This is a genomic window from Binatus sp. (SeqCode) (assembly GCF_049584895.1).
GTDB lineage: Bacteria > Desulfobacterota > Binatia > Binatales > Binataceae > Binatus.
This window is the reverse complement of sequence record NZ_JBAUYR010000040.1, coordinates 62,936-85,783: the sequence shown is the minus strand read 5'-3', so window position 1 is coordinate 85,783 and position 22,848 is coordinate 62,936. Positions and strand designations below refer to the sequence as shown.

Sequence of the window (22,848 nt, the reverse complement as noted above, 5' to 3'; positions counted from 1 at the left end):
AGTCTGCGATGCCAACATTCAAGCGTAACGACGTGTCGATATACTACGAGGAGTACGGGTCAGGATATCCGATCCTGCTATTTGCGCCCGGCGGGATGCGCTCGAGCATCGAGTTCTGGGCCAAGAGCCCGTTCGATCCAACCAAAGAACTCGCCACCAACTTCCGCGTGATTGCGATGGACCAGCGCAACGCCGGCAAGTCGTCGGGGCCGATCACCGCTAACGATGGTTGGGAAACGTATACCGGCGATCATATTGCGCTGATCGATCATCTTGGGATCAAACAGTGCCACTTGATGGGCGGATGTATCGGAGGGTCTTACAGCCTCGGAATGATCAAAGCCGCGCCGCAACGCGTAAGCGCCGCAGTTCTGCAAAATCCTATCGGACTTAGTCCGCGTAATCGCGAAATGTTCTTTGCGATGTTCGACGGATGGGCGCAGTCGTTGAAAGCAGACCGCCCGAAGCTTGACGACGCCTCGCTAAGGCAGTTCCGCGACCGGATGTACGGCACCGACTTCGTATTCAACGTGTCGCGCGACTTCGTGCGCTCGTGCAAGACGCCTTTGCTGATTCTCTGCGGCAGCGACGACTATCATCCGACTGAAACCTCGAAGGAAATCGCCACGCTCGCGCCGAACGCCGAGCTGGTCGAGAATTGGAAAACGCCCGACGTGATTGGTGCGACCGTGAAGCGGGTGCACGAATTCCTGGTCGCGCACACGCCAAAGAGTTAGCCGGCAAGCTCGAGCTTCAGCCGATCGGCGAGTCCGGAGAATCGCTCGACGCGAGTGGCGATTGCATCGCTGAGCACCGATTCGTCGCCGACGATGACGACCGAAGTCCTGCTCCGGCTGACCGCAGTGTAGACCAGTTCCCGGGTCAGCACCGCGATCGGTTTTTCGGGTAAGACGATCGCGATTGAATCGAACTCCGAGCCCTGCGCTTTATGTACGGTCATCGCGTAGCCGAGCTCGACGAATTCGCGCATCGCCTCGAATCGGAACGCAACGAAGTTGTCGCCACGCGGAAATATCGCCATTGCGACTCGCGCGCCGATGCCGTGGCGCACCCACAGCATGATTCCGTTGTCGCCGTTGAATAGTCCGCGCTCGTAATCGTTACGCAGCACGATCAGCGGCTCGCCAACCACGAACGGAATGCGCTCCGCTGCAACGCCCGCGGATTCAGCGGCCCGCGAATGTAGACGCGCATTTATCCGCTCGGCGCCAGTCTCGAACACACGCGTCACGCACAAGATGCGCGAGTTGCCGACGTGCTCAAACAGCTGACGCAATCGTTGGCAGTCGGCCTCATCGAGGCGGCCGTCACGTTCCACGTATTCATGCGCAATCAAATCTGCGCTCTCATTTTCGCTGCGCACTCGATCTGTGCACCAACGATCCAGAAACGGCCCGAGCTCACGCGGTGTGGTTGCAACAAATTCAACGCCGGTGAATGCCAGCTCTTCTGGCGACGCGCGTCGTATGACGATCGGAGCATTTGCTTCGTCAACCGAGCTCAGGAGATTGGAGTCGCCGTCGTTAATCGATCGGGCCGCGACCAAAATCGATCGACCCGACGCATCGTCGCTTTTCATTCGATGGTTCACTTCGAGCCGCATCGACGCCGCAGCCAGCGGACCAAGGCCATCTTCACCAGATGGAATCAAGTCGCGAAAGACGGAGCCCGCGGCGACCGACGGCAACTGGTTCGCATCGCCGAGCATGATCAAGCGCGCGCCCGGCTGAATCGCGCTCGTCAGCCGTTCCATCAAAGTGAGGTCGAGCATCGATCCTTCATCGACGATCACCACCTTCGCCGAGAGCGGGTTGTTGCGATGATGCCGGAAGCGGCCGGAATCGGGCGAGTAGCCGAGCAGGCGATGAATGGTCGAGGGACTCAGGTGCGCATCGAGGAGCGCCTGATCCACCGCGTCGCGCTGCTCGATTCGAGTCAGGGATTCACTGACGCATTCGCCCATCCGATAGGCGGCTTTCCCGGTTGGCGCCGTCAGGGCAATCTGCGAAGGATCGACGCCAAGGTGCACCATCAGCCGCATGATTGCGACGATGATCGACGTCTTGCCGGTGCCCGGACCGCCCGAAATAACCGTCAGTCCAGCCCCCGCCGAAGCGGTAACGACTCTGCACTGCTCATCGGACATCACGATCCGCTTGCCCTGCACAATCACGGGACGAGCGATCACATCCTGAAGTGCGAGCGCGAGTCGCTCAGCGTCAGGTTGCTCCTCAGAATGAGTACTCAGTAGCGCAGCCAGTCGAATAGCTAGTTCACGCTCGCAGGAATAGACGCTCTGATGAATCATGTAAGGCGCGATATATAGTAGGGGCTTATACTCATCCTCCCGCTGACCGACTACGGCTGGTGCGCGGTTCGACTGGAGAAGAACTTGAATCGCAGTTGCTATAGTTTCGACGGCGTCTTCACCAAAACCCTCCGCACACAGAGTACTCAGCACGCGCCGCATTGGAGCTGTGGAGAGCGGGCCAGTGACCGGAAAACGAGTGCTTCCTTCCTGAAGCGCAACCATTGATACAAGGATGAGCACGATCAGCGCTATTCGATCATCGGCTTCCAGAGCAGGTTCAAGGGCGGCGAGCTCGGCTGCCAGGTGGACAGTCTCAGGCGCGAGATTGAGCGCGGCGACCGCACCTTCGAGCTCGCGAAGGCGAGCGCCGAAAGCGGAACGGCTGCCGCCGCGAGCCGATTCAAAGCGCCGCCACGCGGTATCCATTCCGAGTAGTGAGTACCTGTCGTTCACGCAATCAGCTCGGCGTCAGATTCGTGATTCATCAGTTCGGATTCGTAAGTGACTATTTCGTTCCATGACGGTCGCTCGAAGTAGAAGCCGATTTTCCCATCACCAGAGCGCGATACACCGCGAAGAAATACGTAGAGGAGGCCGCCAAACCTCGAGTCGTAGTCGCGCTCGTTGTGAATGGCGAGCAGACGCACAACGCCGACGGAATAGATTCGCGCCTGCAACCGGTAGTGGCTCTCGACGTGCCGCGCGACCGCAGCAGGCTCATATGATGGCAACAGGTCGCCTTTCCAATCGGCAAAGTACATCAGGTTGTCGCGACGGAATACCAGGTCGATAAACCCCTTGATGTAGCCGCGGCCGACCGTCCACGCACCGTCCGGACCGTCACCCAGCAGGGTGTGACGCCTTTCGGGAATTGGATAGGCGAATTCCATCTCGCGGATACCTTCCAAACTACAGAGACCGCCTTCGAGCATCGTTTCGCCGAGTGCTACCCGCGAGGTCAGGGTGTTGAAGACAATTTCACGACCGCGGTCGAGCCATCGGGGATCATTAACTCCATGGCGCCGCATCGATTTAGCAAACAACTCGCGCACCTCGTCGCGAGCCATCCAGGATCGTAGATCCGGCGCATCGCCAAAGGATTTGAAATCCAGCTTCTCGATCGCTTCATGCAGGAAAATTCCGACGTGACGGCCGCCGGGCAAATCGAGACTGTCGGCGCGCGCATCGATCGCGTCGACGCTGGTTTTGAAGTCATCGGGCTCGGCCGCCTGCAGCGAGGTATAAGACTCGACGATCAAACCTCGATGCTTTGCGGCCAGATCGGGGAATTCGCTCTCGCGGGTGACCGGTTGAGACGTCGATTCGAGCCAGTTGCACAAGGCGTTCTCGTCAAACGCCGGCTTGATCTGATGATGTTCGCTTTCTGAATCCGTCGACGGCGGGATTGCTATCTCGGTCACGAAGAGCCGCTCCGATAGACTTTCGCACTCGACGGTACGCAGTCGATCGTTCAGCGGTTTGTAGAATCCGGTGAGATCGCGGTTGCGATTCAGCGACCCGCTCGGGACGCAGGGGAGTATCAATTTGGCGCGCGCGCGAGTCAGGGCGACGTAGAGCAAACGCTGATCATCCTCGGCGCGTTCCTGTTTGATCTCGTCGTCTGCCAAATCTCGCGCCGGTTTGCCAATCGCAAGCCGCCGCTCATTTCCGCAATGATAGACGCTAACCAGATCAGGCTGGGTGTTTGCGAAAAACCCGCCGTAGAGTGCGACAACGTCAGCTTCGAGCCCCTTGCTCTTGTGAATGGTCATGATTTGCACGGCGTCGCGATCATCTTCGATGCGCTGGATATTAGGATCGTCGCCCGAGGGCGTCGCGCGCTCGGCGATGTAGGCATCGAGCAGGTCAATTATTTCCGCGAGCGACACTCCGCGCCGCGACGCATCGCGAGTTAGAATCTCAAAGATGTGCTCGAAGTTCGTGAGCTGGCGGCCACCGTCCGAAAGCAGCAACTGACGTTCTGCTAATCCGCTCTCGTGGAGCAGGGCATCGAACAACTCGGCGAAACGCTCGGCCTCGGCAAGCGCGCGCCATTCGAACAACCTATCGAGGATGGGCTGCGCGTTGCGGTCGTCGTCAAGCCGCCCTAGGTCGCTGTAATCGACTGCGAAGAACGGCGAGGCGCAAGCCTTTAGGCGGTTTGAGCGGCGGCCTGGTTCGTCGATTCCCCGGAGCACGTCGAGAACGTAAGAGGCTTCGCGAGTCTGGAAGAGACCGTCCTGCTTGTAGAAGGCGAACGGCACTCCAGCCTGACGCAGGTGTTTTGCGATTTCGACGCTGTCGCGGTTGGTGCGCGTAAGAACGTAAATCTCTCGCGCAGTGATTTTGCGCGGCGCATGCCCCTCATCGCAGATTTTGATTGCGCGATCCGGTTCCTCGATGATTCGTCGAATTGCGTGCGCGATTCCGAGACCGATCGCCTCGCGCATCCGGCGCGAGAACTTGTGTCGTTCACCGCGCGGCGCGAATTTGACTAGAGTCACTGGCGCAATCGAATTACCATTGGCGGCGACGGCTCTCAGAGCGGGACGTCCGCATTCGGCCGGAGGATCGTATTGGATTTTGCCGGTGAACAATGACGGCACGGCTTTCTGCTCGAAAATCAGGTCGCATGCCTCGATCGTGTCGGCAGTCGAGCGGAAATTTTCGCGCAAGGTAACCGTCGCCGCCCCTGAAGTGGAAAGTTGCTCGCGCGCTTCCAGGTATGCGTGCACGTCGGCGCCGCGGAATCCATAAATCGCCTGCTTGGGATCGCCGATTACGTAGACGAGGTTGCCGCCGCCTTCGACGAACACGCGCCGGAAGATTTTCCACTGGAGCTCGTCGGTATCCTGGAACTCGTCTATCAGAATCACCCGGTAGCGCTCGCGTAGCGTGGTTGCGAGCGACTTGCCGCGAGCACCGTCGAGCGCATCCGCCAGCCACGCCAGCATGTCCTCGTAGTCGAGCGTGCCGCGCTCGCGTTTTCGCGCGTCCATCCGATTGACGACGCCCATAAGCAGTTCGTCGACAACGCGCTGCTCGATTGCCAACGCCGCCTGCACGCGCTGAACCGTATTAATGATCGCGCGCACCCGATCCGGCATTTGCTCGGGGAAAAACGGACGCTTTTCAGTTCGCACGCGGCGCGCGCTCTTTGGATCGCAGATGCGACCGAGTTCGAAGTCGCACAAGTTTTCGGCGAGAAGCGCGGTCGATCCGGCAGCATGATCTATGATTGACTTCAATTCTCCAGTCGCTGCTAAAGCGTCGAGCCGAGCATCATCTGTGATCGCCGCAAGCTCGTACGCGCCGGCCAGCATTTTTGCGTCGAACGTGTTCGCGAGATCGGTCAACGCTTTCTGATTCAGTTCGCGCCCGGCGGTTCGCAGGTAGCGTTGCGAGTGGGCCCGCCAGAGCAGATCCTCGAGGCTGTCTGAAGTGCGCCGGTCGTCCGAGAGCCACTCGCCGACCAGGCGCTTGACGCAACTGTCCGACTTCAACTCATCGCGCAACTCGGCGCGGACAGCCTCATGGAACTGGTGACGACCGCTCGCCAGGTCAAGTCCGAAACGGACGCCGCTGTCGAAAGCGAGCTCGGTGAGCATCCGATGGCAGAAGCTGTGAATCGTGTGGATCGGCGCGTGATGAAATGAGAACAGCGCGGACTTCAGCCGCTCGCGCTGGTCGCCGCCAAGAGGCCGGCGATCTGATGGGCGCGCGTTCTCGACGCCCCTGCCCGAGATAACGTCTTCGATCGTCGTGCGGATTCGTGCACGCAGCTCAGCCGTTGCCTTTTCGGTAAATGTGACAACGAGGATCTGATCGATGGTAGCGGCGCCGGTGAGCAGAAGCTCAACCACGATGCGCTCGATCGTGAAGGTCTTGCCGGTGCCGGCGCTGGCGTCGATTATCTTGTGGCCGCCGTCGAGGATCCGGTCGAGAATCGCGGGGCGAAAATATTCGAGGTGGGCGGCGAGTGCGGTCACGCTCATTCGAATATCCCGATTATCGGGTTGAATCTGCGCGCGACGATCTGTTCGATCGTTTTCTCGTCCGGTGGATCGAAGTCCCGCGGGTTGCGCACGGGGCCGAAGTCGGAGCTGCAGGTCGGGGGATTGTTGAGGAGGACCTGCTCGACGATATCGACCAGATCCATGGTGTTCTTCTCGTTGCGTAGTTGTTTTACGACATCCTCGATCGCCTCGATCGGCAGGAAGTAGCTGTTGCCGGTTGACAGCAGATCGCCGACGATTGCAGTCAGGTAAGCGAGTGCGGAATTTTGTTCCAAAGGTTTGAACTCTCGAATCCAATCAGCCTTCTTTTCGCAGTTTGACCGAATCACGATCGCGCGAAATTTGGCCGGAAGTTTCGCTCCGCTCGCGGCAAGCACGATTGCGTTTAGAAATGCCGGGAGAAAATCCTTGGATTTGACGCTCTTGCGCAGCACGCAATTGATCGCGGCGCCTGCGTCCGGCGAAACGCCGCGAATCGTACCGTAAAGGCTCACGCGACGGGTCACGGTCGTTCCGTCGTGACGTTGGATTTCCGCATTCAGCGAGATAGGAGCGAGCATCTCCGCGACGTCGGCAAATTCATCGGCGCGCCCGATCCGGATGTCCTTCCATCGGTCGAGATCGCTCACGCCCGCTCCCGAAGCCTGCGCGATCCATTCGCGAAGAGCTGAATCGTCGGATGCTTTCGCGGCCTCAGCGAACTGTCCGGCTGACGCGCGGCCTCGGGCCTGGGCAATTCGCACCTCGCGCGCGTACTCTTCATCGATCGCGTCGAGCGTGCCGCCGGCACGCCAGAAAATTGTGCGCAGCAGGACCGTACGATTGAGCCGCGACTGCTGTACCGGTTCATCCTCCGCGTCTTCGGGCGCTTCCTCGTCTTCGAGCATTCCGAGCGAGTAGCGCGCTGCCCCTTGCAGCGGACATTCGAGGTACCGTCGAATCGCGGCGATAGGCAGTGCGATTTCTTCCGCCGCCGCAGGATTCGTCGCTGCAGGCGTCGATTGAAATTTCGCGAACTGGAGATCCTCTTCGACGCGTTCGCGCAGTTCCCCGCCAAGACAACCCAAAAGCCCGTCGCCCTCAAGCCTCGTCCGGTCCGGCGTGGATTCACTGATCTCTTTCCGCAGCGCGAGCATCCGTGCACCGCGCCGGGCGTCTGGATCGAAGCTCTCGAATTCAGGCTCGCACGCTGATGATCCGGCCGCGCTGAATTCTGGAAAATATTTCAAATCATAGCGGCTGATCGGATGTTTCACGGTGAGCTTCGCGAGCGTCTTCTTGTCGATGAATCCGCGCAGAATTGACTGGAGCTCGCGAATCACTGGCGAAGGTTCCAGCTCATCGCCGGTCTTTGCATTGCGGGCAACGTAGGAGAAAAAAATCCGCTCGCGCGCGGCCAGGATCGTCTCGAGAAAAAGATAGCGGTCGCGCTCTGCGGGAGATACGTCGCCTGCCGTGCGCTTGAGCTTCCGCAAATCAAGCGGCTCGCTACGATCGCGCTCGGGGAACATGGCGTCATTCAGCCCAAGTGCAAAAATTACTTTGAACGGAATCGACCGCAGCGAGGTAAACGATCCAATCGCGACGCCTCGACCCGAATATTGTCCGCGCCGCGATTCGAGGTCGGTGACTCGCGCCGCGACCACCTCACGCGCCGACTCGAACGACATCGGACCAACGTTCAGTTCCGATTCTGCAATCGCTTCGATTGCCTCGAGGAACCTGTCCCTGACCTGCTCATCGATTGCTCCCTCGGGCCGTATGTACGCATTTACGAATTCGCCAAGCATCAGCGACCACTCGCGAGGCGTCCCATGCGCATCGCGAATCGAGATGGCGTCGGCAATCAAAGACCGCGCCATGCGGATGAATAGCGCGGCCGTCTTAAGTTCATCTTGCGCGACTTCGCCGGGAATGTAGGAGGGTCCCGATGCTCCCGCCGCATAAAATGCGGGATCACTGCCGCGCTGACCCGTCATCATCGTGCCCAGCGCGAGGCGTTTGATCGCCTGATCCCAATGGTAGAGGCCGGGCGGGATGTAGGTGTCCTTGAGATCGTAGTCGTCGGCGCCGAAGAAAATCCCCAGCGTCTCGCTCCAACGCCGCCACTTTTCGACATCGATTCCGCTTTCCCTCACACCATTCAACCCGGGATGCGTCAGCAGTCGAATCATTTCCGCGCGCGAGAAACGACCGCTCGGCAATTGGAGAAGCAGCTCGACGGCTTCGGCGACGCGGCTTGCGCCCGCGGATGTGCGGCTGACCAGATCGATCGGAATTCGGTGCTGCTTTCGAAAGACGCTTTCGATGTGCGCCGCGTAGTCGTCGACCGACGAGTCTGGAATCAGCACCGCGATTTCGTGAAAGCGAATACGCTCGGCTTTGCCCTCGGCCGCAAGTTTTTCGTTGTTGCGAAGGATCGACCAGATTTCGTTCGCGACGATCTCGGCTTCGCGCCGAATTCCCGGGCAGGCCAGAAAACTGATTCGCGCCTCTGTCGGCCTGAGCTTGCCCTCTTCGATATTCGCGGGCTGTGGCGCGCGATCGAGGATGTTCTGCTGAAGTTCCTCGAGCACCGACCCTGTTTCACTTTCGCCGGAAACCGGATCGGAAAAGAGCGGCGCGAAATCGCACTGCGACAATTCGTTGAGCAACCGGATGTATTCACGGCCCGGCCGCCCCCAGAGCCTCAGAGCCGGCGGGTCGGACGATTCATTCAGCGAGAACGGGTCTTCGGATTCATCGATTTTTTCGCCGACTTTGTCCTGCCGATGAGGCCATCCAGCAAAAGCGCTGCGGCGCGACGTATCGACGTCTTCCCAAAACTCGCGGCACGGATTGAGTGCGTAGATCCGAACGTCGCAGAGCGCGCCAAGTCTCGCGAAAATATCCGCATATGCATTTCCTGCGTACGAGGAACTGAACACGTGCAGCATGCCGGGCAGAGCAGCCTTGAGTTGCAGGTCTTCCGTCGCCTCGAATGCGTCCGGCAGCATCATCAGTCGGGTCTCGCGATGCCTGATCCATTCCTCGCGCACCCGGCCGTGCGAATCGAATATCAGCTGCCACAAATGCCGCTGCCATCGCTCGGTCTCGCTCATTGCGTCCACATCTGATCGCTGGGCGGCGCGCCACCTACCGATCATGCGCCGCCGCGAAATCGAGTATTCGCGAAAAAGCCGCGCCAACTGCGCGGCGAGGAGCAGCGTTCTGAGCTCGACGTCGGCGTCCGTCTTCGATCCCCCGAGAATGTAGTCGCGCGTTGGTTTCAATCCCTGGTCGTCGCGATGGTCCGTGCTTCGCAGGCACTCGAACAGTACCAGCTGCAGATCGTCGGCCTCCAGGATCTTGAGGTTCTTGTTCGTCGATTGAAGAAGCTCAGCCAGGTAGCTGCGCAGGAACGGGAATCTCAAATTTGCCGCGACGCCGATCGTCTCGGCCAGCCGATAGCGAACGAATTGCTCGACCACGCGGTTGGGCACGACAATCGACACCCGCTCCAGCGGATCGCGCTTCTGATGCGCGGCGATAGCCTCGGCCAGCGGCGCGATCAGATTTTCGAGTCGATTTGAATAGTGAAGACGAATCATCGGGGCACAACTATGGCTTGCCGCTCAGCTTTTAGGAACCTACATCGGCGCACTGACAACGGTTGTCATTAAACAGGTGAGATGATTGGATCGGAACATGAAGAGACTTCGCCGCAAGCCGACCTACGGCGCCGCGATTCGGCTCGCACGAATAGCAGCCGGGCTGTTCTCAAAGCCATACGGCTGGAGTTTCAAATCGATCGCCGGGAGCCTGGAAATTTCCGATCGGACCCTTGCGCGTTACGTGTCGGTGCTGCGCACTGAACTGCTCGACTGGCATGGCGGCCCGCTGGTCGAGGTTGTCGGCACTGGCGCCGATCGCAAACTGCGCCTGGTCAGTTCGATGAAAGCTGCGGAGGCATCCTCATATCAGGTCGCGCTGCTGTATTTCTCGCTGACGGTTCTTAAGTTCCTCGAAGGCACGGTGTTGAAGGAAGGCGTCGAAGGGCTGTGGGAGAAGGTCTTTCAGAACTTGAGCTTGACCCAACAGACGCGCCTGTCCGATCTCGATCGCAAGTTTTACGCGGTTCCTTACGCGCCCAAGGACTACACCGATTTCAGTGAACAGCTCGACGTAATCCTGCGCGCGCTGCTCGATCAGAGTCGGCTGAACGTCGACTATGCTGGTCTGACGGGCGAGGGCCATCATCACGATTTCGACCCGTACTCGCTGATCGCCTATCGTGGCGGCCTCTACCTGCTCGGCCACAGCCATCGAAGCAACGCGACCATTTATCTCGCAGTGGAACGAATCCGCTCGGTCGAATTCATTCGCCAACCCGACGGCGCGCCCGAGCGCTTCGTCTATCCGCCCAGGTTCAATCCGGAGGCGCACACCGAGGGCACTTTCGGAATTGTCGACGGCCCCGAGACCAAAGTCGAGTTGAAGATTCACAGCGCACAAACTGAAGCGTACGTCCGCTCGCGCACGATTCATCGCAGCCAGCGTTTCGCGCGACGACGCGACGGCACCACCATCCTTACGATGACGGTCAAGGGCACCACCGAGTTGGCGAACTGGATAATGAGCATGGGGCCGTGGGTCGAGGTACTCAAGCCCGCCGCTTTGCGCAACGAAATCGCACAGCGCCATGCAAAAGCGGCGCGTCTCTACCGCGTCGACTAGCACGCTTGCAGACGCCGGGCGCGCGGTACATCCTGACACGAGATTGCTACTCAGTAGGACGTTGGCAGCCCACGCGTACGCCGTGGTTGTCCGGGAGGAACTCCTATCAATAGCTTGCGATCGGATCTTCGTCGGCTGATTCCATCCACATTTCCATCTGTGCGCATCGTCGCGGCCGCATTGGCGATATGCATCGCTGCCGCGCCGTTCAGTGTCCCCGCCGCTGTCGCCGGAGAATCGCCGTCGGTCGTGCGCTTCTCGCCAAAGGGAACGGTGAAGCAGGTTCGGCAGGTGACGGCGCGATTTTCCGAGTCGATGGTCCCGCTCGGCGATCCGCGCGATACGACCGCACCATTTGAAATCGATTGTCCGGAGCACGGCGCGGGCCGATGGATCGATAGCCGCAACTGGTCGTACGACTTCGACCACGATTTGCCGGCGGGTGTGCGATGCACCTTCAAACTGCGTGTGGGCCTGAAGTCGCTCGCGGGGAAGGCATTCAGCGATCTCCGCGCGTTTAACTTCGACACTGGCGGACCGTCGATCGTCGATCAGCGGCCGTGGTCGGAGAGCACCAATATAGATGAGGAGCAGGCGTTCGTCCTGATTCTCGACGCCGAGCCCGATCAGGCGTCGGTTCTCGAGCATGCCGGCTTTTCGGTGGAGGGAATGCCGCAGACGATTGGCGTGACGATCGTGAGCGGCCCCGACCGTGAGACTTTGCTGAAGCGATTTGCAGATCTGACGGCGAAGAAGCCAGTCGTTATCCTCCAAGCCAGGCAGCGTTTTCCGAACAATACGACGGTGACCCTGATCTGGGGCAAGGGGATCAAATCGAAGACCGGGATCGCAACCGACCAGGATCAAACGATCAGCTACAAGACGCGCAAGCCGTTCGAAGCGAAAATACAATGCGAGCGCGAAAGCGCAAAAGCCGGATGCATCCCGCTGACGCCGATCACGCTTTCGTTTTCCGCCCCGATCTCGGCGGATCAGGCACAACAGATCGCGCTGGTCGGGCCAGGCGGTGCGCGGAAGTTCGCGGTGCTCAGCGATCCGGGCGAAACTTCGTCGCTACCATTCAACGGCCCATTCAAAGAATCGTCACCATACAAAATCGAAATTCCGCCGAAGCTGGTAGACGGATCCGGCCGCGAACTCGCCAACGCGTCGCGCTTTCCTATGACGGTCGAGACGGGAGAGTTTCCGCCGCTCGCAAAGTTCTCCGCGCGCTTCGGAATCATCGAGAAAATCGATCCTGTTCTGCCGGTCACGGTGAGAAACCTCGAAGCACAGATCGCCGGCGCCAAGTTGAACCTTGGCGCTGACGTTGAAAGTTCTCTGTTGACCCGAATCGAGGCGACGCTATGGCGCGTCCCTCAGCCCAAGGCTGGCGACGTTCTTTCCTGGCTGAACCGAGTGGCCGAAGCAAAGCGCGCGGACTCGGTGTTCAGCGGTGAGAATGCCGACGGCGCGACGCAGTTCGCGATGCCAAAGCCCAACGGGCCCAACGCATTCGAGGTGATGGGCATTCCGCTCAAGCGCCCCGGCTTGTACATCGTCGAACTCAAAAGCACTCGCCTCGGTACGGTTTTACTCGGCGCTCCGAAGCCTATGTACGTGCCAACTGCGGCGCTGGTCACCGATCTCGCGGTTCATTTCAAGCAGGGACAGGCGAACTCGCTGGTCTGGGTGACGGCGCTGGAGAGCGGACGTCCGGTCGCCGGCGCGGACGTCGCGGTGGCTGATTGTCACGGCACCGAAATGTGGACCGGCCGCACCGACGCTCGCGGACTCGCGATGGTTCCCACGTCGTCGGCATTTGCGAATCTTCCCCAATGCGATTCCACCCAGACCGATCATGAGAGCGACTACTTTTCCAACCAGATCGAAGCGCTCAGCGGTCTGAATCGCGGCCTGCTCGTCACCGCGCGCGCCGGAGAGGACTTCAGTTTCGTCCATTCGAGTTGGCAGCAGGGAATCGAGGCGTGGCGCTTTCATCTGCCGACTGACTATCAGCCGTCTCCGTACATCGCCGACACGGTGTTCGATCGGACGCTGCTACGCGCCGGCGAGACGGTACACATGAAGCATTTCATCCGCGCCAAAACCGTCGATGGATTGTCGCTGGTGGCCGAGAACGACCTGCCGGACACGCTTTCGATCAGTTTTGCCGGCGGCGATCAGCACTACGATTTCGATCTCAAGTGGAATAATTCAGGCAGCGCGGAGAATGATTGGCAGATTCCGCAAGCCGCCAAGCTCGGCACCTACAACGTCACGATGTCGCGGCGCAAGGCGGTCGCGCCGAGTCCGACACCGGGTGCAGACAGCGGCTACGTGAGCGATCAATCAACCGCGGAACTGAGTACTGGCGATTTTCGCGTCGAGGAATTTCGAATCCCATTGATGAAAGCCGCGATCAGAATTCCGGAGGAACCACTCGTCGCGGTCACCGATATTCCGATCGACCTGAGCGCCGAATACCTGTCAGGTGGCGCCGCTAAAGGACTTCCAGTCACGCTTCGGAGCCAAATCAACAAAAACGCGTCACCACACTTCGCCGACTTTGACGATTACGTTTTCGCCAACGGCAACGTGCAGACGGGAATTGTTCACACCGAAGGATTTTCGGAAGGCGCGGAGGCCGAACAGAATCCCGGCGTGCATCAGCGCAAGGATCTCACGCTCGACAGCGCCGGCGGCGCGCGCACCGACATCAGCGACATTCCGCGCGAGTCCACGCCGGTCGAGGTCCACGCGGAGCTTGAATATCGCGACCCCAACGGCGAGAGCCAGACGGTATCGAACAACGTGATGATTTGGCCGGCGAAGCGGCTGGTCGGAATTCAGGTTGAGGATTGGGCGTCGTCGCCCGGGTTTGTTCGCGCGCATCTTGCGGTGGTCGACGACTCGGGCAAACCAGTCGCGCACGTGCCGGTGCGTGTCGACATCTTCAGCCGGCTCCAATACTCGTATCGCAAGCGGCTGATCGGCGGATTTTACTCATACGAGAACACGCAGGAAACGAAACTGCTCGGCGTCTTATGCTCGGGCACAACCGATGACCTCGGACGCCTTTCATGCGAGACGCTACCGCCAGTGACCGGCGACGCGATTCTGCAAGCGACGGTGACGGACGACGCGGGCAATTCGAGTTCGGCCAACAGCGAAATTTTCATTCCCGGGAATGAGCGCGAGTGGTTCGCCGGCCGCGACGACGACCGCATGGATTTCATCCCCGAGAAGCCCGCCTACGAGCCCGGCGATGTCGCGCGCTTCCAGGTGCGGATGCCGTTCGCCGATGCGACTGCGCTGGTCACCGTCGAGCGCGAGGGCGTGCTTGCCGCATCCATTGTACATTTGTCGGGACGCAATCCCGTCATCGCACTCCCCGTGCGCGACTGGGCGCCCAACGTTTTCGTCTCCGCGCTGGTAGTTCGCGGCAGAATCGCCGGCGTGCAGCCGACTGCGATGCTCGATCTCGGTAAGCCGGCGTTCAAGCTGGGCATCGCCGAGATTCGAGTGGGATGGCGCGAGCATAGATTGAACGTGAAAGTCGCGCCGGAAAAATCCGTCTATCACGTGCGCGACAAGGCTCTCGTGAAGATTTCGGTGAGAACCTTCGACGGCAAGGCGCCCTCACCCGGTGGCACTATCGCCGTCGCCGCGGTTGATGAGGGCCTGCTCGAGCTACGCGCCAACGACAGCTGGAAACTGCTCGATGCGATGATGGGTCGGCGCGCATACCAGGTCGAAACTTCGGTGGCCGAGATGCAAGTCGTCGGCAAACGCCACTTCGGCATCAAAGCAATTCCACCCGGCGGCGGCGGTGGACACCAGATTACGCGCGAATTGTTCGACACGCTGCTGTTGTGGAAAGCGTCCGTCCCGTTCGATGCGAACGGTGACGCGACGATTGAAGTGCCGCTGAACGATTCGCTGACCAGTTTCCGAATCGTCGCGATTGCGGATTCCGGCCCAGATCAATTTGGCACCGGATTCGCGAGTATCCGTTCGACTCAGGATCTGATGTTGTTGTCCGGTGTGTCGCCGATCATTCGAAACGGCGATTCGTTTGCCGCCGAGTTCACCGTGCGCAACGCGTCCGAGCGTGCTTTCGACACGACTGTGCAAGCGAAGATCGACGGCCTCGCGGTGGTACCGCCGCCGCAAAAGATCGCGCTTGCACCCGGCCAGGGCACGACTATCTCATGGAACGTCGAGGTGCCTGCGGTCGCGCGCGAACTCAAATATCACGTCGATGCGAGCGTCGAGCATGGACCGTCCGATCATTTACTGATCACCCAGCGCGTCATACCTGCGGTGCCGGTCCGCGCACTTCAAGCCACCTTGCTGCAGCTCGACAAACCGATCGCGCAGCCGGTCGCGCGTCCGACCGATGCGCTCGCTGGCGTGGGAGGCGTGCAAGTCTCGCTGAGCCCTTCGCTGGCCGCGGGACTCGACGGCGTGCGCGATTGGATGCGCCAGTATCCTTACGGATGCCTCGAGCAACGCGTGTCGGTCGCGGTGGCGCTTGGTGATCCGAAGTTGTGGAGCGCGATCATCGCGGACTTGCCGTCGTATACCGACTCGGACGGTTTGCTCAAATACTTTCCCGTCATGCCTAACGGAAGTGAGGTACTCACTGCCTATTTCATTTCGATCGCGCACGAAGCGGGACTGACTATTCCCGCTGAGTCCGAGGCAACGCTGGAAAAAGGTCTGAGCGATTTCGTCGAGGGCAAAATTGTACGCGAGGGACCGATCCTGGCCGCCGATCTGCCGTTGCGCAAACTCGCCGCGATCGACGCGCTCGCACGCGCGGGTCACGCCGATCCCGCGATGCTGGGCAGTATTACGATCGATCCAAATCTGTGGCCCGATTCCGCCGTGATCGATTGGTGGAGTATCCTGCTCCGCGTTCCGAAAATTCCTGATCGCGACCAGCGCCTCAAGGACGCGGAACAAATCATGCGCGCCCGCATCAATCAACAAGGAACGGCGATGCATCTGGCGAGCGACGCGCGCAACGATATGTGGTGGCTTATGGTCTCGCCCGATTGCAACATGGTGAGGTTCGCGTTGCTGTTGCTCGACAACAATCTGTGGCATGACGATTTGCCGCTGGTGATGCGAGGTGCACTGGCGCTTCAGATGCACGGGGCGTGGAGCGAAACAATTACCAACGCGTGGGGCACCCTGGCGCTAAGGAAGTTTGCAACCGTTTTCGAATCGACTCCGGTCGCTGGAATCACTATCGCGTCGATTCAGGCGGCGACGCAAAAGCTGGATTGGGCAGAGAGTCCGAAGGGTGGAAATCTTGCGTTCGACTGGCCATCAACAGAATCAGATCTGAAGATTGATCATTCCGGAAGCGGTCATCCATGGGCGCAGATTCGAGCGCTCGCAGCAGTGCCCATCACGCAGCCCTTTGCGAGCGGCTATCGCATCATGCGTACTCTTCTCCCGGTCGAGAATGCGAATCCTCAAGGATGGAAACGTGGCGACCTGGTGCGAGTGCATCTTAATGTCGAAGCGCAAACCGACATGACCTGGGTAGTCGTGAACGATCCGATTCCCGCTGGCGCATCACATCTTGGGGCCGGACTCGGGCGCGATTCGGCGATTGCGACCTCCGGCGAAAAGATCGACACCGAAAGCTTCGTGTGGCCGATTTACGCTGAGCGCGCGTTCGACGCCTTCCGCGCCTACTATGACTACGTGCCGAAGGGGACGTTCGAAATCGAATATACGATTCGCCTCAATCAATCGGGCACATTCCAACTCCCCGCGACGCGCGTCGACGCTCTCTACGAACCGGAAATGTTCGGCGAGCTTCCCAATTCTCCATTCGAGGTCGCGCCCTAGATGTTGCGCCGTCTCGCAGTCGTCGCCCTTCCGATCACCGCAATCGTGATGCTGACGCTGGTGATCACCAGGTCGCCGACGGCGACTTTCGTCGAGGTCCGCGCTCAGTGGCATCCGTCGGAAGCGCAATTGCTCGACCGCAATGGCGATCCAGTTCACGAATTGAGAATCGATCGGCACGGCCGTCGGTTCGCATGGACCCCGCTCGATCAAATCTCACCGGCGCTTACGCAGGCGATCGTAACCTCCGAGGACCACCGCTTCTGGAGCCATCACGGCGTCGATGCGATCGCGATCGTGAGTTCCGCGGCGCGCGCGATCCTTGGCGGACGGAGCCGCGGCGCGAGCACAATCACGATGCAGCTCGCGTCGCTGCTCGATCCCTCGCTCGGAAGATCGCAGTCGCGCAAAACTATCGTTCGAAAGGTCAGACAGATCGTTGCGGCCCTCGCGCTCGAGCGGCGATGGTCCAAGCGCGAAATACTGGAGGCCTACCTAAACCTCGTCACCTACCGCGGAGAATTGCAGGGAATCGGGGCAGCGTCGCGCGTGATGTTCGGCAAAGCGCCCCACGGAATCAACTCTGCCGAGGCTGTGGTGTTGGCCGGTCTGATCCGCGCGCCGAATGCGCGCCGCGAATCCGTGGCGATTCGTGCGAACGCGCTTAGCCGCGAGCTCGGATCGTATGGCCCGTCGCACGCCGCAATAGCCACAGCGCTTGAGAGCGCATTTTCTATCCGCGGCAGCGACTATGCGCGAGTTGCGCTCGCGCCCCATCTCGCAGAGCGCCTGCTGAACGGCGAGACTGGTTCCGCGCGGTGCACTCTCGATCGCGAGCTCCAGCGCTTCGTCATCGACACCCTCCATCGACAGATCGTCGATGTTCGCGATCGACGCGTTGACGATGGCGCTGTCATCGTGGTCGAGAATGCCACCGGCGAAGTGTGGGCGTACGTGGGCGGCGCCGGCGATCTCTCGAATGCGCCCGACTTCGATGCCATCCGTGCGCCACGCCAGCCGGGATCGACTCTCAAGCCGTTCCTATACGCGCTCGCGGTCGACCAGCACCTGCTCACTGCCGCCTCGTTGATCGAAGATACTCCGCTCGAACTGCCTGAACAGCGCGGCATTTACCGTCCCCTCGACTACGATCGCGAGTTCAGGGGCTTGGTCTCGATGCGCACGGCGCTTGCCTCCTCGCTGAATGTGCCTGCCGTGCGGACTGCAGATATGGTCGGCGTCGAAATCTTCGCGGATCGTTTGCGTCGGCTTGGGTTCAACGGCCTGGTCGAGGAGGGCGACTACTACGGCGCAGCCCTGGCGCTTGGATCCGCCGACGTGACCCTATGGCAGTTGGTGAATGCGTACCGCACACTGGCTAATGGCGGCAAATACTCAGAACTTCGATTGACTACCGACTCCGATACTCAGAAGTCGAGCCAGGTATACTCACCAGAAGCATCATTCATAATTTCTGACATACTATCCGACCGAGCCAGCCGTAGTACTACGTTCGGGCTGGAAAACAGCCTCGCGACCCGCTATTGGAGCGCGGTCAAGACTGGCACCAGCAAGGACATGCGCGATAACTGGTGCGTCGGCTACACCGACAGGTTCACGGTTGGGGTTTGGGTCGGCAATTCTTCGGGCACGCCGATGCGCGATGTAACTGGAATCACAGGCGCCGCGCCCACCTGGCTCAACGTGATGAATTACCTGCACGACCGATTTGGAAGCGGAGAAATTGCGCGACCGCCGGACGTAGCACTCAGCGAGGTGAGCTTCCCCGGGGCTGTTGAACCACCGCGCCGCGAATGGTTCGTCGCGGAAACTGTGCCGACCTCTTCCGTCAGCAATCTTGACGACACCAATCCGCAAATTCTTTCGCCCGTCGCCGGTACGATCATCGCGCTCGATCCCGACATCCCCGCAGTCGCGCAGCGCGTCGTCTTCGAGGCCAGCAAGAGTGCGCGAAATTCGCGTTGGATCCTCGATGGGCGCGCGCTCGCGCCGGTTCGAGGCGAGCTGCTCTGGACGCCGACATCCGGCGCGCACACTCTCTCTATAGCGCGCGATTTAGGAAACGCTCTGCAGACAATTCAATTTACCGTCCGTGGCTCGAATAACCCACTCGCAGATAATTGAGCTAGTGAAGCAATGATCATTGTAACCGGTGGTGCAGGCTTCATCGGCAGTAACCTGCTCAGCGCGTTGAATGCCAAGGGCGTCACCGACGTGATCGTAGTCGATCGCCGCGGCGATAACTTCCGCAACCTCGACGATCTGAAGTTCTCGGACTTCATGCAGCCCGAAGAGTTCGCCCGCGCCATCGAGCGCAAATCCTTGCCCGATCGAATCGAAACGATCTTTCATCAGGGGGCATGCGCCGACACCACCTGCACCGATGGCCGCTACATGATCGAAAATAATTTCACCTTCTCGAAACTGATTCTGCATTTTGCTCGCGCACGCAAAGTTCCTCTCGTGTATGCGTCCAGCGCGTCCGTTTACGGCTCCTCGAGCGCGTTCGCGCCGTCACCCGAAAATGAGCGTCCACTGAATCTCTACGCACTTTCAAAACTCGCGTTCGACAATCATGTGCGCAGCGTCGCTGCGAAATCTCAGAGCACCGTCGTCGGTCTTCGATATTTCAACGTCTACGGTCCGCGTGAATCTCACAAGGGCAAGATGGCGTCGATGGTGTATCAGCTCTATCGCCAGCTCAAAACGAGCGGGCACGCGCGATTGTTCGAAGGGACCTTTGGATACGCCGACGGAGAACAGCGGCGCGATTTTGTTTTTGTGAACGATATTGTTCGCGTGAATCTGGCGCTTGCCGAAGGTCCGGTGCGCAACGGCGTGTTCAACGTCGGCACCGGACAAGCGCGTACCTTCAACGACGTCGCGCGGATACTCATCGCGCAGCTTGGCGCCGGCACGATTGATTATGTACCATTTCCCAAAAGTCTGGCAGGAAAGTATCAAAGCTTCACGCAAGCCGATCTCTCTGCGCTAAGGAATTCCGGCTACACCGAGTCTTTCTCGACGCTGGAAAATGGAATCGCGGATTCGGTAGATGCATGGAATCGAGAGTACCAGGCTACAGCGACTGACTAATTTGGAGGGCGGTTAATTCATGGAAAATCAGCGAAACCATCGGATTGAAACAGTCGCTCAACTTCAAGCCTTGCTCGGCGAGCCGAACCCGATGACTCCGAAGAAACTTTGGTCGGCGCTCGATGAAGCCGCGATGGATTTCATTCGGAAGTCGCCGTTTCTCGTGCTTGCAACCGCCGATGCAGAGGGCAACGAGGACGCTTCACCGAAAGGCGATGGCCCCGGCTTCGTGATGATCGAAGACGCGCGCACGCTTCTAATCCCTGAGCGCAAGGGGAACAGGCTGATGTTCAGTCTGAGGAACATTCTGGCCAATCCGCAGGTCGGAATTATTTTTCTCGTGCCGGGAACTGACGAGACCTTTCGGGTCAACGGAACCGCGGAGTTGAGTGCCGATCCCGATCTGCTGGTTCGGCTGAGTGCCCGTGGCGCGCCCGCGCTGCTGGCGATTCGAGTTACCGTGCGCGAATGTTTTTTCCACTGCGCCAAGGCTTTCATCCGATCGCAGCTTTGGAAGCCGGAGACCTGGGCGGAGCGCCACAAGATTTCCTTCGGGGAGATTTTGTCCGCGAAAGTTGGCGGTGGTGAAGAACTTGCCAAGCAAGTCGATCAGGCGATCGAGCACGACTATAAGAACAATCTTTAATTAATAGCGTGTGCGGGATGCGAGCTCGCGGCATCGTTCTTTGTTCGCGACAATTCCACTGACGCATCGCTCTTCAAATAACGCGACTGCGCGATCCATCATTGCGATCGCATCGAAGACATTCACCGCCGCAGCCCCTTCGAAGACGTTCAAGTTGAGTTCGCCTCGCTCGAGCGCAAGTCGGGTCGTGCGCTCGCATCCCAGCACCTGGAAGCAGCATTGGAGCACCATCTCCGGAATCACCGGATTGATTTTGCCCGGGAAGATCGACGAGCCTTCCTGAACCGCAGGCAGAATGATTTCGCCGAAGCCGCCCTCCGGTCCCGATGACAGCAAGCGCAAATCCTGCGCTACCTTGATTAGCACCTCCGCGAGCATCGCGAGCTGCGCAGAAACCGCCGCGAGGTCGTCGATATTCTGCGCGGCGTCGTACAGGTTGGGCCGCAGAGTGAATTTCTGGCCGGCGATCTCGTTCAGCCGCTTCACGATCGCGCGCCGGTAGGACGATGACGCCCCGCTCCCAGAGCCAATCGCAGTGCCTCCAAGATTTATCCGCGCGAGCGCTCTCACGCTTTGCGCCAGTTCGCCGGTGCGTCGTGCAATCGCCGCTGCATGCCCACCAAAAAGTTCGCCGAGCGATACCGCTGAGGCGTCCTGCAGGCAGGTGCGCGAGATCGTGACGACGGTCCTGAGGTCAGCCGCCTTGGCGCGGAATGTTTCGACGCATCGATTGAGCGCGCGCCGCAATCCGCTCCACCGACCCAGCACCGTCATTCGAACCGCTGTATGACAGACGTCGGCCGTCGATTGCGAAGCGTTGACGTGTATCTTCGGATGCACCGGTTCGTACGAACCGCGCGCGCCGCCGAGATCTTCGCAGGCGAGGTTCGCGATGACTTCATTCACGTTCATGTTGACTGCGATACTTCCGCCACCGGCGAGCATGTCGACGGGAAACTGCGTGAGATGCTCGCCACGAATCAGTAAGTCGCATGCGCGCTCAATCGCGCCCTGGCGCCGCGCGTCGATCACGTGCGCATCGCGATTGGCGCGTGCCGCGGCTTTTTTGACCGTCGCCAGTGCGCTGATGTAGCGGGGATAGTTAGCGAGGACTCGTCCCGAGAATCCCAGGTTCTCGACCGCTCTGACGGTGTGAATGCCGTAAAGCGCATCTGCCGGGACCGCGCGTTCGCCCAGCAGATCTTTCTCGATGCGAGTGCCGGGTGATGCGAGCAGCCGTTTGCGAATGGGTCCGCGCGATCTCGGTTTCCTGGTCGTGGCCAAGCTACGCGACGCGGCCATAGCGGGCCATCTGCAGCCCCTTGCTGCTCCGCGTTCCGGGCTTGGTGTCGTACGCGAGCAGCGCGACCAGCCGCGTCGTTTGTCCGACAATCGGCGTGACGCGATGAATCGAGTTTCGTCCTTCGAACAGCAGCAGCGTCCCCGGATTCATCGCGACCCGTACCACCTCTTCGCTGGAGCCTTCGAGCAGACGCTGGACGCGTGGATAGTTTTCATCGGTGGCGCTGCGAATCAGCGGAACGTATTCGAAATCGCCGCCGGCCTCCGAGGGTCGCAGCGCAATCGAGGTGACGAAGTCAGTCTGATCGTAATGCCAATGCAGTCGTTCGCCGTTACCCATCACGGCGAGGTTGAGCGCGCCCATCGGATCGGCGTAGCGAAAGAGGCGATCTTTTTTCAGAGCTGCCGCAATGAATTCCATCAGCGGATCCCATTCGAACAATTGTCGCATCGGCGAATCGCCAGGGAACTGATCGTATGCGACGACACCCACCGAGGTCGGCTCGAAAAATTTGCGAGGATGATCGTTTGGCCACGAAGCGTCAGGGGCTTCCAGATATGGCGTGCCCGTGACGACGCTGTGATACGCGCGAGCCGCGAGCGAATCGGCCTCGCGCACGAGCATCGCGACCGCGTCAGGCTTGAGAAATCCTGGCAGTTCGCAGGCGCCAGTCCGATCGAGCTGATCGCGGCAATGACGCGTCAACTCGCGCGTGGCGTCACCGTTCAACTCGAGAATCGGATAGCGCTCGAGATCGATCAGATCGGCAGGCGAACAGTTTTCCTTGGCGGTCTTGGTTTGCATGCTCTAAACGACCTCGGGTTTCGACCTTACGACCGCCTTCTGA

11 protein-coding genes are annotated in these 22,848 nt (G+C 59.8%); 6 read left to right on the top strand and 5 right to left on the bottom strand.

Features of this window, described 5'->3' with window-relative positions; translation table 11 throughout:
• Positions 1-8: 8 nt before the first annotated feature.
• Positions 9-737, top strand: a complete 729-nt coding sequence (locus WB650_RS08055; protein WP_422307100.1) for an alpha/beta fold hydrolase — start codon at positions 9-11, stop codon at positions 735-737.
• Here the strand turns inward: WB650_RS08055 and recD are convergent.
• Genes recD through WB650_RS08040 form a run of 3 tightly spaced genes read right to left on the bottom strand, consistent with a single transcriptional unit; the run spans position 734 to position 9,938 of the window.
• Positions 734-2,785: an exodeoxyribonuclease V subunit alpha gene (recD, locus tag WB650_RS08050; RefSeq protein ID WP_422307102.1), complete on the bottom strand. Its 2,052-nt coding sequence runs from the start codon at positions 2,783-2,785 to the stop codon at positions 734-736. The two genes, WB650_RS08055 and recD, sit on opposite strands and share 4 nt — an antisense overlap.
• Positions 2,782-6,327 carry a UvrD-helicase domain-containing protein gene (locus tag WB650_RS08045; RefSeq protein WP_422307104.1) on the bottom strand — a complete coding sequence of 1,182 codons (3,546 nt, stop codon included), beginning with the start codon at positions 6,325-6,327 and terminating at the stop codon, positions 2,782-2,784. Before WB650_RS08045 ends, recD begins: the two co-directional genes overlap by 4 nt.
• A complete protein-coding gene (locus tag WB650_RS08040; protein WP_423960087.1) occupies positions 6,324-9,938 on the bottom strand; it encodes an exodeoxyribonuclease V subunit gamma in 3,615 nt (1,204 codons plus the stop codon). Before WB650_RS08040 ends, WB650_RS08045 begins: the two co-directional genes overlap by 4 nt.
• 97 nt (positions 9,939-10,035) lie before the next feature.
• Between WB650_RS08040 and WB650_RS08035 the strand changes: the two genes are divergently transcribed.
• The 5 genes from WB650_RS08035 (at position 10,036) to WB650_RS08015 (ending at position 20,698) form a co-directional block, all read left to right on the top strand.
• Positions 10,036-11,064, top strand: a complete 1,029-nt coding sequence (locus tag WB650_RS08035; RefSeq protein WP_422307108.1) for a helix-turn-helix transcriptional regulator — start codon at positions 10,036-10,038, stop codon at positions 11,062-11,064.
• A 180-nt stretch (positions 11,065-11,244) separates the two neighbouring features.
• On the top strand, positions 11,245-16,935 hold the full coding sequence (locus WB650_RS08030; protein ID WP_423960085.1) for an alpha-2-macroglobulin family protein: 5,691 nt from the start codon (positions 11,245-11,247) through the stop codon (positions 16,933-16,935).
• Positions 16,936-19,080, top strand: a complete 2,145-nt coding sequence (pbpC, locus tag WB650_RS08025; protein ID WP_422307112.1) for a penicillin-binding protein 1C — start codon at positions 16,936-16,938, stop codon at positions 19,078-19,080.
• A gap of 12 nt (positions 19,081-19,092) precedes the next feature.
• Positions 19,093-20,052, top strand: a complete 960-nt coding sequence (gene rfaD / locus WB650_RS08020; RefSeq protein ID WP_422307114.1) for an ADP-glyceromanno-heptose 6-epimerase — start codon at positions 19,093-19,095, stop codon at positions 20,050-20,052.
• A 19-nt stretch (positions 20,053-20,071) separates the two neighbouring features.
• On the top strand, positions 20,072-20,698 hold the full coding sequence (locus tag WB650_RS08015; protein WP_422307116.1) for an MSMEG_1061 family FMN-dependent PPOX-type flavoprotein: 627 nt from the start codon (positions 20,072-20,074) through the stop codon (positions 20,696-20,698).
• Here the strand turns inward: WB650_RS08015 and WB650_RS08010 are convergent, their stop codons facing one another.
• Together WB650_RS08010 and WB650_RS08005 are read right to left on the bottom strand one after the other, a co-directional pair.
• Positions 20,699-22,000, bottom strand: coding sequence for a lyase family protein (locus WB650_RS08010; RefSeq protein ID WP_423960082.1), 1,302 nt, complete (start codon positions 21,998-22,000; stop codon positions 20,699-20,701).
• A complete protein-coding gene (locus WB650_RS08005) occupies positions 21,984-22,805 on the bottom strand; it encodes a HalD/BesD family halogenase (protein WP_423960081.1) in 822 nt (273 codons plus the stop codon). The genes WB650_RS08010 and WB650_RS08005 overlap by 17 nt, the downstream gene beginning before the upstream one ends.
• Positions 22,806-22,848: the final 43 nt, after the last annotated feature.